Here is a 13,337-nt window from a genome sequence, read left to right as displayed (position 1 = left end):
TCCACACTGAACCCTCGCCGGATTGTGACCGACCAAGCAGATGTGCTTACTTATGTCAGCGGCAAGAGCATCGGGATTTGTCATGAGACGGCTGGCCACGGCAACCTTCATATGCGCAACCGCGATCGCCACGTGCTCGGCGGCGCAGGCGCAGACGGCGCCCGCACCATCAGCGCAAGGCCAGCTCCCCGGCGTCAAGCCCAAGCCCGTCGCCACCCAGGCCGTGCGGCCCGGCGTGCAGGCGCCGGCCGACACCGCCAATGCGATGGGACAGGCCGAGCGGCTGGCGCTGCAATCCGATCTCGCCTGGGTGGGCCAATACAATGGCGCGATCACCGGCGACGTCAGCGAGCGCATGGTCAATGCGATCAAGGAGTACCAGAAGCTCAAGGGCGGCAAGCCGACCGGCGTGCTCAACCCGCAGGAGCGCGCCGTGCTTGCGGACACCGCACGCCGCAAACAGGAGAGCGTGGGCTGGAAGATCATGACGGAGTCCACCAGCGGCGCGCGCGTGGGCATTCCGACCAAGCTGGTGCCGCAGCAGACCAGCGACGGCAACGGCTCGAAATGGACCTCGCCCACCGGCACCGTGCAGGTGGTGCTGTCGCGCCGCAAGGAGGCCAACCCGACCACGGCGGCACTGGCCGACCGCGAGAAGAAGGAGCCGGGCCGCACCGTCGACTACAGCGTCGTGAAGCCCGATTTCTTCGTGCTGTCCGGACTGCAGAACCTGAAGAAGTTCTACATCCGCGGCACCTTCAGGGGCGACGAGGTGCGCATCCTGACCATCCTGTACGACCAGGCCACCGAGAACACGGTCGAGCCGGTCGTGATCGCGATGTCGAGCGCCTTCAACGCCTTCCCGCCGGCGGCGCTGGCCGCCCAGCCGGCGCCGCGACGCAAGGTCGATTACGGCACCGGCCTCATCGCCAGCCAGGACGGTGCCATCATCGCGGACCGCGAGGTCACCGATGGCTGCGTCGCGATCACCATTCCCGGCTTTGGCCATGCCGAGCGCGTCGCAGAGGACAAGGAGCGCGGGCTGGCGCTGCTGCACATCTATGGCGCGCGCGGTCTCAAGCCCTTGATGCTGTCTGGCGGCAACGCGAAATCGACCCTCGACATCGTCGGCATCGCCGATCCGCAGAGCCAGGGCGGTGGTGCCGGAATCAGCAACGTGAAGGCGCAGCTCACCGGCAATGGTTCGGGCGACACCTCGCTGGCGCCGGCGCCCGGCCTTGGCTTCTCGGGCGCGGCTGCGCTCGACGGCGACGGCAAGTTCGCGGGCGTCGTGCTGCTCAAGCCTGCCATGGTGGCGGGAGCTGCCGCGGTGCCGGCGGCTCAGGCCGCGTTGGTCAGCGTCGAGGCGACCCGCGCCTTTTTGGCGTCGCATGGCGTCAAGCTCGATGGCAGCTCACTCGACGCCAAGGCTGCGACGGTCCGGGTGATCTGCGTGCGCAAATAGCGCACGCCCCTGAGAGTCTGCCGCCTCCCCGGCGTGGCGCGCACCGCAGCGCGAGCAGGCGTTTACGCAAAATTAAGCATGTCATTTTACAAAAAATTAAGGGCCCAACGGCGGCCGGCGGGGATCTGATGTGCAGCATCGCGACTGCATCGGATGGTGCTCGCCGATGCCGAGCGCTCCTGCGCGGCGCGATCGCTCAACTTCCTAGCACCTTGCTATCAACTCGGAACGGCTCCCGCCGTAATCAACCGGTCTGTCCAATCGCAGGCCGAGCGTGAGATAGTTCGAACAGTTTCTGTCGGCGTGCTGATTCGGACCACCGCGATCCTCTCATGTTGGATCGGGCCGGGACTGTCCTGAGCGAGAATAGCTCCGCATAGCGCAATCGCGATGCAACTCAGCTTTGGCGTTCTCATTAGTTCCGTCAACATCCGAAGGACTGTCTCCCGATGTACACGATCGTTTTGGCCACGCAGAAGGGCGGCAGCGGCAAGAGCACGCTGGCTATCGGTCTGGCCGTGGCGGCCCAGCAGGCCGGCCACAAAGTGCGCGTGATCGAGACCGACCGCCAGGGCACGCTCACCAAATGGCAGGCGCGCCGCAACGCCGGCGAGCCGATCGTCGAGGCCGTGTACGATGCGAAGATGATCGAGCCCCGCCTGGAGGCATTGGCCCGCGACGGCGTGACCGTGTGCGTGATCGACACAGGCGCCGGCATCACCGCCTCGACGACCGCGGCGATCCGCTATTGCGATCTCTGCCTGATCCCGGCGCGCCCCAGCGTCGCGGACATCGAAGCCACGGCGCCGACGCTCAGCGTCGTCCGCGCGTGGCGCAAACCGTTCGCCTTCGTGCTCAACCAGGCGCCCATCCGCGGCGGCCACCGCATCAGCGACGCGACATCGGCGCTCGATGCCGATGCGCCGCGCGACATCGCCGAGGTGCTGGCCCAACCTTTCATCATGATGCGCAACGACCATCAGGACGCGCTTGCCGCCGGCCTGGGAGTCAGCGAGTTCGACACCGACGGCAAGTCGGCGCAAGAGATCAAGAGCCTGTGGCGCTGGACCGCCGGCAAGCTCGCCGGCGACCACGTCATGCACGAGGCGGGTGAGCTGAAGGACGCCAGCGAGCACTCCGATCTCGAATTCCCGATCATGCTGACACCGCCCGCCGAGGAGCCCAAGCTGCCGGTCGCGCGGGTCTATCCGACCTGGGCCGACAACGGCATCGACTGGAAGGCAGGATTGTAGTTTGAATGATCTGCGACCTCTGACGGCGCGGACAGCGCGATTGCACGTCGCACTCGACAACTCGTCATGGCCGGGCCTGTCCCGGCCACCCAGGTCGGCCGGCACTCGCGGAACGACATGGATGCCCGGGACAAGCCCGGGCATGACGGGCAACGAAGAGACCGGTGTCGGTGCTGCGATTTTCGCGTCTTCAAATGAGACAGCTGCTACCGCGGTTCAGAAGCCAGACGACCGCGCGTCCGTCTTCCGCATCTCCAGCGCCTTGATCCGGTCGTCAGCACGGCGCAGGCGACGGCACAGCTCGCGATTGATGTTCTGCATCACGATCACATAGGCGTGGGCATCCGCCTTGTAGAACGCATAGAGCTGCTGCGCCGTCAGCTCGTACAGCACGGTCGGCGTTTCCGCGACCACCGTCGCCGACCTGTTCTGCATCTCCAGCAACGTCATCTCGCCAAAGAAATCACCGGGCTGAAGGCTCGACATGCGGATCGCGCCGCCAGTCTCGAGACGCTCGCTGACCTCGAGCGTACCGCTGTGCACGACGAACATCGAGCGGCCCGGCTCGCCCTCGGCGACAATGGTGGCACGGCTGTCGAACTCAAGCACGACCAGCATGGAGATCAGCAGGTCGAGGCTCGCGTTCGACAGGCCGCCAAAGAACGGCGTGGCGAGCAGGAATGCTTTCAGATCGGGCGAGCTGACAGCCATGGTGCCAATATACGCCCGCGTCCGGTCGCGACAAGCCGCGCTTGGACGCCGAGCGTCGGCCGTCACCTCACCGCTGGCACTTCGGACACCAGAATGTCGACCGTCCGTTCTGAACGAAGCGCTTGACTACGCCGCCGCAGCCATCGGTCCGGCACGGCTCGCCCTCGCGGTCGTAGACCTGGAACGAATGCTGGAAATAGCCAAGCTCTCCCGTCGTCTGGCGATGATCGCGCAGCGACGAGCCGCCCGCGCGGATCGCCTCGTTGAGCACGGTGTGAATCGCATCGACCAGCCGCCTGGCATGGTCCGTGGGCTCGCCCTTCTTGGTGGCGAGCGTCGCGGCCAGACGGCGCGGCGACAGATGTGCGCGGAACAGCGCCTCGCAGACATAGATGTTGCCGAGGCCCGCAACGACGCGCTGGTCGAGCAGCGCCGCCTTGAGGCTGGTCTTCTTGCCGGCGCAGGCGCGCGCCAGCATCGCGGCGTCGAATGCATTGCCGAGCGGCTCCGGGCCGAGATCCTTCAGATGCGGCTCGGTCTCGATCTCGCCAGGACCGATGATCTTCATGAAACCGAAGCGGCGCGGGTCGTTGAAGACGATGTCGGCGCCGGAGGACATGTGAAACACGACGTGGTCGTGCACGCTGTCCTTGCCGCGCGGATAGTGAAACTCGCCCGGCGTCTCCTCGTCATCCTGCTTGATCACCCGGAACGAGCCGGACATGCCCAGATGCATCAGCAGCACGTCGCCGGAGCCGAGATCGGCCAGGAGATACTTCGCGCGACGGCCGAGACCTCGGACGGTCTGGCCCTGCAGGCGCTTCGCAAAATCGGGCTGAAACGGAAACCTCAAATCGCCGCGCCGGGCCTCGGCGGTGACGATGACGGCCCCTTCCATGACCGGCTGCAGCCCGCGCCGGACGGTCTCGACTTCAGGCAGCTCAGGCATGCCGCTTCATTTCACCTTTTGCATCCACGACCATTCACCTTGTCCGGCTGACGTGATAGCGCCTTGGCCGCACCGGCGCTATGGTGCCGTATCGGAGTAAGGGTGATGGATCAGACGGACCAGACCACTCATTTCGGCTTCAGGGACGTGCCGCTGGGCGAGAAGCAGACGCTGGTGAACGACGTGTTTCACAGCGTGGCCTCCCGCTATGACCTGATGAACGACCTGATGTCCGGCGGGCTGCACCGCGTCTGGAAGGACATCATGATCAACACGCTGAACCCGCCGAAGAGCGACGCGCCGTTCGCGCTGCTCGACGTCGCCGGCGGCACCGGCGACATCTCCTTCCGCGCCGCCAAGAAGGCCGGCGCAGGCTTCCATGCGACCGTCTGCGACATCAATGGCGACATGCTCGAGGTCGGCCGCCAGCGCGCGCTGAAGCAGTATCTCGAGGACAAGGTCTCGTTCGTCGAGGGCAATGCCGAGAAGCTCGCCTTCCCCGACCGCTCTTTCGACGCCTATACGATCGCGTTCGGGATCCGCAACGTGCCGCAGATCGAGCTGGCGCTGGCCGAGGCCCATCGCGTGCTCAAGCATGGCGGCCGCTTCCTGTGCCTGGAGTTCTCGACCGTCGAGGTGCCCGGGCTCGACAGGCTCTACGACCTGTTCTCGTTCAACGTGATCCCGCAGCTTGGCCGCGCCGTCACCGGCGATGCCGAATCCTATCGCTACCTCGTCGAATCGATCCGCCAGTTTCCGCGACCGAACGCTTTCGCCGAAATGATCTCGGCTGCCGGCTTCTCGCGCGTGTCCTGGCAGACCCTCTCCGGCGGCATCGTCGCGCTTCATTCCGGCTGGCGTTTGTGATCTCCGCACTCACTCATATTACGCGGCTCGCCCGGGCCGCCCTGGTGTTCGCGCGCGAGGGCGTGTTCGGCGCCGTCGATCCCAGCCTGGCGCCGCCGCCCGGCCAGCTCGCGCTGAAGCTGGCGCGCCTGGTCGAGCGTCCCGGCGCCAAGTCCGGGCCAAGATTGTCGCGGGCGCTGGAGCGGATGGGGCCAGCCTATCTCAAGCTCGGCCAGTTCCTGGCGACGCGGCCCGACGTCGTCGGCGTCATCATGGCGCGCGATCTCGAATCGCTGCAGGACCGGCTGCCGCCGTTCCCGCAGGCCGAGGCCGAGGCGGTCATCGCCACCGCGCTCGAGCGTCCAATCAGCCAGCTGTTCGCCTCGCTCGGCCCGCCGGTCGCGGCCGCGTCGATCGCGCAGGTGCATCGTGGCGAGGTCGAGCGCGAGGGCATCCGCCACGCGGTCGCGGTCAAGGTGCTCAGGCCCAACGTCGCAGCCCGGTTCCGCCGCGACCTCGCGGACTTCTTCTTCGTCGCCGAGAAGGCCGAGGCGCATTCGTCGGAAGCGCGCCGCTTGCGTCTGGTCGAGGTCATCAACACGATGTCGCGCTCGGTCGCGATGGAGATGGATCTTCGCCTGGAAGCCGCCGCGCTGTCCGAGATGGCGGAAAATATCAAGGACGATCCCGACTTCCGCGTGCCCGCGGTCGATTGGGACCGGACCGCCAACACCGTGCTGACCATGGAGTGGATCGACGGCATTGCGCTGAACGACCACGTCCGCCTTGCGCAGGCCAATGTCGACCTGCCCGATCTCGGCCGCAAGGTGATCCAGAGCTTCCTGCGCCACGCGCTCCGCGACGGCTTCTTCCACGCCGACATGCATCCGGGCAACCTGTTCCTGGACAAGCAGGGACGCCTCGTCGCGGTCGATTTCGGCATCATGGGCCGGCTCGGCATGAAGGAGCGGCGCTTCCTGGCCGAAATCCTGCTCGGCTTCATCACCCGCGACTATCGCCGCGTCGCCGAGGTGCATTTCGAGGCCGGCTACGTGCCTCCGCACCATTCGGTCGAGAATTTCGCGCAAGCCATCCGCGCCATCGGCGAACCGATCCACAACCGCACGGCCGAAGAGATCTCGATGGCCAAGCTGCTCACGCTGCTGCTCGAGGTCACCGGCCTGTTCGACATGCGCACCCGCCCCGAGCTGATCCTGCTGCAGAAGACGATGGTGGTGGTCGAGGGCGTGGCGCGCGGCTTCGATCCCAAGCTCGACATCTGGAAGGTCGCCGACCCCGTGGTGCGCGAGTGGATCGAGCGCAATCTCGGCCCGCTCGGCCGCATCGAAGGCGCCGTGTCCGGCGTCGGCGACCTGCTCCGGCTCAGCGCGACCCTGCCCGTGCTCGCCGCCCGCGCCGCCGCCGTGCTGGAGCACATGGAGACCATGACCCGCGACGGCTTGCGCCTGTCGCCGGAAACCATCGCCGCGATGGGCCGCACCGAAGGCAAGAAGAGCCGCTGGCGCGCCATCGCGCTATGGGTCATCGCGCTGACGTTCATCGGCATCCTGTTCGCGGTGCTCAGGCTTTGATGCGACGAGAGCGCCGCCCTCTCCACGGGGTCATTCCGGGGCGCCCGCAAGGGCGAGCCCGGAATCCATATCCCCGAGCCGTCGTTTGACGAAGACGGGCGCCACTGCGATCTCGCGACCATAGCCTTTCATGGTTATGGATTCCGGGCTCGCGCTGCGCGCGCCCCGGAATGACGGCAGCTGAGAGCTGGGCTCCATGGGCCGCCTTCTGATTGCACTGCATTCATTTTCTGCTAGCATTGCCTTCATAAGGGCAATGCTGGGAGGCGGTTATGGCCAGCCTGACCATCCGCAAACTCGACGATTCTCTCAAAACCTACCTCCGCGTGCGCTCCGCGCAGAACGGCCGCTCCGTCGAGGAGGAAGTCCGCGTCATCCTGCGCGCGCTGATCGAACCGGTCGATCCGTCGGAGCCACCGTCAGCGCCGCCGCCTCCCGCCGCCCCTCCCGAACCGCACGTCCCGCACCCCGGCATTGCCCGCGAGGCGCGCGTCACCCTGATCATCGGCGGCGGCATCGCGGCCTATAAATCGCTCGACCTGATCCGGCGCCTCCGGGAGCGCCACATCCAGGTCCGCTGCGTCATGACGAAAGCGGCCACGCAGTTCGTCACCGAGCTCGCGGCGTCAGCGCTGTCCGGCGACCGCGTGTTCACCGACCTGTTCGACGCACGCAGCGAGTTCGACGTCGGCCACATCCGGCTGGCGCGCGACTGCGATCTCATTGTCGTCGCACCCGCGACCGCCGACCTGATGTCGAAGATGGCGCAGGGCGCGGCCGATGATCTCGCCAGCGCGATCCTGCTCGCCGCGAGCCGGCCGATCCTGCTGGCGCCGGCGATGAACCCGATGATGTGGAGCAACCCCGCGACCCGCCGCAATGCCGCGACTTTGCAGCGCGACGGCGTCCACATGATCGGACCGAACGCCGGCGAGATGGCCGAGAAGGGCGAGGCCGGTGTCGGCCGCATGGCCGAGCCGACCGAGATTGCGGACGCCGTGGTCGCGATGCTCAAGCCGCCAGTGCCGCGCCCGCTCGCCGGCCGCCGCGTGCTGATCACCGCCGGGCCGACGCATGAGCCGATCGACCCGGTGCGCTATATCGCCAACCGCTCCTCCGGCAAGCAGGGCTTTGCGATCGCCGCCGCCGCGCAGGCCGCGGGCGCCGACGTGCGGCTGATCGCGGGGCCGGTCGAGCTCACCGATCCCAAGGGCGTCAGGGTGACGCATGTCGAATCGGCGCGGCAGATGCTCGAGGCCGTCGAGGCCGAGCTGCCCGCCGATGTCGCGATCTTCGCCGCGGCGGTGGCCGACTGGCGCGTCGCCAACGCAGGCGGCCAGAAGCTCAAGAAGACGGACAAGGCGATCCCGCCGCTGCAGCTGGTCGAGAACCCGGACATTCTCGCCACCATCTCCAAACTCACGGAGAAGCGCCCGAGCCTCGTGATCGGGTTCGCGGCCGAAACGGAGCATCTGATCGACAACGCCAAAGCCAAGTTCGCGCGCAAGGGCTGCGACTGGATCGTCGCCAACGACGTCTCGCCGGCGACCGGCGTGATGGGCGGTGACCGCAACACCGTGCATCTCTTGACGAAGGACGCCGACGGCGTCCATGTCGCGTCGTGGCCGATCATGACCAAGGACGAGGTTGCGACCGCCTTGGTCGCCGAGATCGCCAGAACCGTGGGGCCTTCTGCGTGAGCCAGACCATCGCGATCGACGTTCAGATCCTGCCGCATGGCCAGGGCATGCCGCTCCCGGCCTACCAGACCGCACATGCCGCCGGCATGGACCTGCTCGCCGCGGTTCCGGCGGATGCGCCCGTCGTGCTCGGCCCCGGCCGCCACGTCATGGTGCCGACGGGACTCTCGCTTGCACTGCCCGACGGTTTCGAGGCGCAGGTGCGGCCGCGCTCGGGGCTCGCGGCGCGGCACGGCGTCACCGTACTGAACTCACCCGGCACGGTCGACGCGGACTATCGCGGCGAGGTCTGCGTGCTGCTGATCAATCACGGCCAGGACCCGTTTACGATCAAGCGCGGCGAGCGCATCGCGCAGATGGTCATCGCGTCGGTCGTGCGCGCCGAGCTCGCGATCACGACGACCCTGTCGGAGACGGCGCGCGGCAGCGGCGGCTTCGGCTCGACGGGCCGTTGAACTACGGGACTTCGCCACAGTTCCGACTCGGCTATGCCCATCGATGAACGCATTTTCATCCCGTGCAACCACCGTTCACGGTCTGGACTCTTACCGCTGGAGTCCCGAAGCGGTTATTGTTGATTGATTCGTGAAACGGCGCGGTCGACGCGATATCGGCGCCGCGCGGAACTTCGTGCGGTTTGGGGCAAATATGTCGGGCGTGATCGTGGTGATGCGTCAGACGCTGCTGTCGTGCACGTCACTCGCGCGCAAAGGGCTGATGGGGCTCGCTGCGACTGCGCTCGCGCCGGCAACGCCGGGCCTCGCAGGCGACGGCGTGCCAGCGGATACCATCTCAACGCTGTTCGAGCTGAGCCGCCAGGATGTCGCCGAGGTCACGGCGATGCTGGCGCTGCTCGGCTTCTCCGTGGTCGCGGCCATCGCGCTGGTGCGCACGCGGCTGGCTGCTGCGCGAAAGGAGGCGCGGCTGCGCGCCGACGTCGCCGAGCTGCAGTTGCAGGCCGACCGCTACCGCGCGCTGCTGTTCGCCGAGCCGCAGATCCTGATCGCCTGGCCTGCCGGCGGCCACCGTCCGCAGATCTCAGGCGACACCTCGATGCTGGTACCATCCGATCAGCCGCAGCGCATTCTCGCGTTTGGAACCTGGCTGCCGCCGGAGCCCGCATTGCAGCTCGACCGCGCGGTCGAGGCGCTGCGCGAGGCGGGTGAGGGGTTCATGCTCAATCTCACCACCTCGCATGGCCATGCGATCGAGGTGATGGGACGTGCCATCGGCGGCCAGGCCATCGTGCGGATGCGCGAGCTCTCGGGCCTGCGCCGCGAGCTCGCCGAGACCCAGATCAGATTGAAGGCGCTCGGCGACGAGACGGAATCGCTGCGCGCGCTGGCGTCGGCACTGCCCTGGCCGATCTGGGCACGGCAGCCCAACGGCGCGCTGTCTTACGTCAACGCTGCCTATGCCCGCGCCGCCGACGCACGCGACATCCCCGATGCGATCAGCCGCAATCTCGAGCTGCTCGATTCCGCCGACCGTACCGACCTGCAGCGTGCGCTCGGCGTCGGCGGACATTTCGAAGGACGGCTGCCGATCGTCATGGGCGGCGAGCGCCGCATCCACGACGTGCGCGCCTTCACGCTCGGCGGCGGCAGTGCCGGGGTCGCCATCGACGCCAGCGAGGTCGCGGCGCTGACCGACGCGCTGGTGCGCATGCACGAGGCGCACCGCCGCACGCTCGACCAGTTGTCGTCGGGCGTTGCCGTATTCGACGGCCAGCGTCGCCTCGCCTTCTATAACGACTCCTACCGCCGGCTCTGGGATCTCGATCCGACGTTCCTCGACGGCCAGCCGGATGATTCCTCCGTGCTCGACCGCCTGCGCGCGTCGCGCAAGCTGCCGGAGCAGGCGGACTTCCGCGCCTGGAAGGCCAAGCTGCACGAGGCGTATCGCGCGGTCGAAGCCGCCAAGGACACCTGGTTTCTGCCGGACGGACGCGCGCTGTCGGTCGTCACCACGCCCAACCCGGAAGGCGGCGTCACCTATCTGTTCGACGACGTCACCGAGAGCTTCGCGCTGGCTCGCCGCTATGACGGCCTGATCCGGGTCCAGCGCGAGACGCTGGACAGCCTCGCCGAGGGCGTTGCAGTGTTCGGCAGCAACGGCCGGGTCGAGCTGTTCAATCCGGCCTTCGCAAAGATGTGGCGGCTGTCCCCGGACTCCTTGCGAGAGCATCCGCACATCGACACCGTCGAATCCTGGTGCCGCCCGCTCTATGACGACAGCGTCGCCTGGCGCACGATCCGCGAGGCCATCACCTCGATCGAGAACCGACTCGATGTCGCGCTGAAGCTCGAGCGCAAGGACGGCAGCGTGCTCGACTGCATGAGCCGGCCGCTGCCCGACGGCGCCACCATGCTGACCTTCCAGGACATCACCGACACCGAGAATGTCGAGCGGGCCCTGCGCGAGAGCAACGAGGCGCTCGAAGCCGCCGGGCAGATGAAGATCGACTTCGTCCACCACGTGTCCTACGAGCTGCGCGCGCCGCTGACGACCATCATCGGCTTCGCGCATTTCCTGTCCGACCCGTCGACCGGGCCGCTGACGCCGAAGCAGGCCGAGTATCTCGACTACGTCACCAAATCGACCAACGCACTGCTGGCGCTGACCAACAACATTCTCGACCTCGCCACCATCGATGCCGGCGCCATGAAACTCGAGCTCGGGCCGGTCGACGCCGCCAAGGCGATCGAGGCCGCCGCCGAGGGCGTGCAGGACCGGCTCGCCACCGACCGTATCCGTCTCAAGGTCGAGGTCGCCGCCGACGTCGGCAGCTTCGTCGGCGACGAGCGCCGCGTCGTGCAGGTGCTGTACAATCTGCTCGCCAATGCCGTCGGCTTCTCGCCGCAGGATTCGACCGTGATCGTGTCGGCCCGCCGCACCGATCACAGCGTCGCCTTCGCGGTCACGGATTCCGGCCCGGGCATTCCGGCCGATATCAAGGACCAGATGTTCGACTGGTTCGTCAGCCGCTCGCAGGGCTCGCGCCATCGCGGCGCCGGGCTCGGCCTGTCGCTGGTGCGCTCCTTCGTCGAGTTGCACGGCGGCAAGGTGCGGATGGATTCGGTGGTCGGCAAGGGCACCACGGTCACCTGTGACTTCCCGACCGACCACATCGCGCAACGCAACGCTGCGGAATGACCGACCGACAGACATTCACGACCGCGCTGGCGGACGAGACCGCAACCGCCGCCCTGATGGCCGACCTCGCTTTGCTGATCGGCCCGGGCGTGCTGATCACGCTGACGGGCGATCTCGGCGCCGGCAAGACCGCTGCGGCGCGGGCGATGATCCGCTATCTTGCTTCCGACAACGATTTGGAGGTGCCCAGCCCGACCTTCACCCTGGCGCAGAGCTACGACCTGCCGAGCTTCCCTCTGGTGCATGCCGATCTCTACCGCATCAGCGATGCGTCCGAGTTGGAGGAGATCGGCCTGTCGCCACTGCCGGATGGCACGGTGGTGCTGGTCGAATGGCCGGACCGCGCCGGCACGACGCTGCCGACAGATCGGATCGACATCGCGCTCCGCCATGATGCAGCGCAGGGTGACACTGCCCGCAGCGCCGAGATCACCGGCAGCGGCGGAGCAGCCATTGTGGTCGCGCGGCTCAAGGTCTTGCGCGAATTCCTTACCGAAGCTGGTCACGCCAAATCGCGCCGCGAGCGGATGGCGGGCGATGCTTCGACCCGCTCCTATGCACGGCTGCACAAGGGCGAGCGCGTCTTCATCCTGATGAACTCGCCGAAGCGGCCCGATGGTCCGGCGATCTACAACGGCAAGCCTTATAGCGGCGCGGTGCATCTCGCCGAGGACGTCCGCCCGTTCGTGGCGATGGCTGGCGCGCTGCGCGCGCGTGGCGTCTCCGCGCCGAAGATCAACGACGCCGATCTCGATCATGGTTTTCTCATCACCGAGGACCTCGGCCGCGAGGGCGTCATCGAAGGCGATCCGCCACGGCCGATCGTCGAACGCTACGAGGCTGCGACGGATCTGCTGGCCGCGCTACATGGGCAGGACGTGCCGTCGGTGCTGCCATTGGCGCCGCAGGTGACCTACACGGTCCCAACCTTCGACATCGACGCGATGCTGATCGAGATCAGTCTAGTGCTCGAATGGTATCTGCCCGACCGCGGCGTCGAACCCTCGCAGGTGCTGCGCGCCGAATTCCTGGAGATGTGGCGCGACCTGCTGGAGGCACCGCTTGCCGGCAAGAAGACCTGGGTGATCCGCGACTATCACTCGCCGAACCTGCTGTGGCTCCCGGCGCGCGAGGGCATCGCACGAGTCGGCGTGATCGATTTCCAGGACGCGGTGATGGGCCCGCCCGCTTACGACGTCGTGTCGCTGGCCCAGGACGCCCGCATCGACGTCCCGGCCGACATCGAGCAGACCCTGCTCGCCCGATACGTCGCCGCCCGGGCCGCCGCATCCCCCGACTTCGACGCCGACGCCTTCCATGCCGACTACGCCATCCTCTCCGCCCAGCGCAACACCCGCCTGCTCGGCACCTTCGCCCGCCTCAACCGCCGCGACGGCAAGCCGCACTACCTCAAGCACCAGCCCCGCATCTGGGACTATCTGCACCGCTCGCTGGCGCACACCGCGCTCGACCCGGTGCGGGCGTGGTACGCCGCAAACGTGCCGCCGCCGGCGGGCGTGAGCTGAGGCACGATCGCGCCTACAGAAAGGCCGTCGTCCCGGCGAACGCCGGGACCCATACCGCGGACGCTATCGAGGGACGGGACTGGCAGTTGACCGCCTCACCACGGCCGGTGGCTATGGGCCGGCTCAAGGCCGGGACGAC

At 67.4% G+C, this 13,337-nt stretch carries 10 protein-coding genes; 8 read left to right on the top strand and 2 right to left on the bottom strand.

Annotated features, from left to right (window positions below; translation table 11 throughout):
* The first annotated feature begins 82 nt into the window (after positions 1–82).
* Positions 83–1,465, top strand: a complete 1,383-nt coding sequence (locus HL666_RS13800) for a peptidoglycan-binding domain-containing protein (RefSeq protein WP_172181943.1) — start codon at positions 83–85, stop codon at positions 1,463–1,465.
* 449 nt (positions 1,466–1,914) lie between these two features.
* Complete coding sequence (locus tag HL666_RS13795) at positions 1,915–2,718, top strand: nucleotide-binding protein (protein ID WP_172113550.1); 804 nt, start codon at positions 1,915–1,917, stop codon at positions 2,716–2,718.
* Between the two features lie 216 nt (positions 2,719–2,934).
* Here HL666_RS13795 and HL666_RS13790 read toward each other — a convergent pair whose 3' ends face one another.
* Together HL666_RS13790 and mutM are read right to left on the bottom strand one after the other, a co-directional pair.
* Positions 2,935–3,429, bottom strand: a complete 495-nt coding sequence (locus HL666_RS13790) for a Crp/Fnr family transcriptional regulator (RefSeq protein WP_172181941.1) — start codon at positions 3,427–3,429, stop codon at positions 2,935–2,937.
* 67 nt (positions 3,430–3,496) lie between these two features.
* Entirely contained in the window at positions 3,497–4,378 is an 882-nt protein-coding gene (mutM, locus tag HL666_RS13785; RefSeq protein WP_172113551.1) for a bifunctional DNA-formamidopyrimidine glycosylase/DNA-(apurinic or apyrimidinic site) lyase, read from the bottom strand.
* 105 nt (positions 4,379–4,483) lie between these two features.
* Between mutM and ubiE the strand changes: the two genes are divergently transcribed.
* From ubiE to tsaE, 6 genes are all read left to right on the top strand, one after another.
* Complete coding sequence (gene ubiE, locus HL666_RS13780) at positions 4,484–5,245, top strand: bifunctional demethylmenaquinone methyltransferase/2-methoxy-6-polyprenyl-1,4-benzoquinol methylase UbiE (RefSeq protein WP_172132534.1); 762 nt, start codon at positions 4,484–4,486, stop codon at positions 5,243–5,245.
* Entirely contained in the window at positions 5,242–6,816 is a 1,575-nt protein-coding gene (gene ubiB / locus HL666_RS13775; RefSeq protein ID WP_172181940.1) for a 2-polyprenylphenol 6-hydroxylase, read from the top strand. Before ubiE ends, ubiB begins: the two co-directional genes overlap by 4 nt.
* 272 nt (positions 6,817–7,088) lie before the next feature.
* Positions 7,089–8,516, top strand: a complete 1,428-nt coding sequence (coaBC, locus tag HL666_RS13770; RefSeq protein WP_172181939.1) for a bifunctional phosphopantothenoylcysteine decarboxylase/phosphopantothenate--cysteine ligase CoaBC — start codon at positions 7,089–7,091, stop codon at positions 8,514–8,516.
* Complete coding sequence (dut, locus tag HL666_RS13765; protein WP_172113555.1) at positions 8,513–8,971, top strand: dUTP diphosphatase; 459 nt, start codon at positions 8,513–8,515, stop codon at positions 8,969–8,971. Before coaBC ends, dut begins: the two co-directional genes overlap by 4 nt.
* Before the next feature lie 193 nt (positions 8,972–9,164).
* Positions 9,165–11,672: a sensor histidine kinase gene (locus tag HL666_RS13760; protein WP_172113556.1), complete on the top strand. Its 2,508-nt coding sequence runs from the start codon at positions 9,165–9,167 to the stop codon at positions 11,670–11,672.
* Entirely contained in the window at positions 11,669–13,198 is a 1,530-nt protein-coding gene (gene tsaE / locus HL666_RS13755) for a tRNA (adenosine(37)-N6)-threonylcarbamoyltransferase complex ATPase subunit type 1 TsaE (protein ID WP_172181937.1), read from the top strand. Before HL666_RS13760 ends, tsaE begins: the two co-directional genes overlap by 4 nt.
* Positions 13,199–13,337 lie beyond the last annotated feature (139 nt).

The sequence above is a fragment of the Bradyrhizobium aeschynomenes genome, assembly GCF_013178945.1.
In the GTDB taxonomy this organism is placed as follows: domain Bacteria; phylum Pseudomonadota; class Alphaproteobacteria; order Rhizobiales; family Xanthobacteraceae; genus Bradyrhizobium; species Bradyrhizobium aeschynomenes.
The sequence above is the reverse complement of the archived record's forward strand: the minus strand, read 5'-3'. Positions and strand labels throughout refer to the sequence as shown.

What these genes read in the sequence shown, in the direction of transcription:
- HL666_RS13800 (WP_172181943.1), top strand. Translation starts at nt 83, where the DNA reads ATGAGACGGCTGGCCACGGCAACCTTCATATGCGCAACCGCGATCGCC.
- tsaE (WP_172181937.1), top strand. Translation starts at nt 11,669, where the DNA reads ATGACCGACCGACAGACATTCACGACCGCGCTGGCGGACGAGACCGCA.
- ubiE (WP_172132534.1), top strand. Translation starts at nt 4,484, where the DNA reads ATGGATCAGACGGACCAGACCACTCATTTCGGCTTCAGGGACGTGCCG.
- HL666_RS13760 (WP_172113556.1), top strand. Translation starts at nt 9,165, where the DNA reads ATGTCGGGCGTGATCGTGGTGATGCGTCAGACGCTGCTGTCGTGCACG.
- HL666_RS13790 (WP_172181941.1), bottom strand. Translation starts at nt 3,429, where the DNA reads ATGGCTGTCAGCTCGCCCGATCTGAAAGCATTCCTGCTCGCCACGCCG.
- HL666_RS13795 (WP_172113550.1), top strand. Translation starts at nt 1,915, where the DNA reads ATGTACACGATCGTTTTGGCCACGCAGAAGGGCGGCAGCGGCAAGAGC.
- mutM (WP_172113551.1), bottom strand. Translation starts at nt 4,378, where the DNA reads ATGCCTGAGCTGCCTGAAGTCGAGACCGTCCGGCGCGGGCTGCAGCCG.
- coaBC (WP_172181939.1), top strand. Translation starts at nt 7,089, where the DNA reads ATGGCCAGCCTGACCATCCGCAAACTCGACGATTCTCTCAAAACCTAC.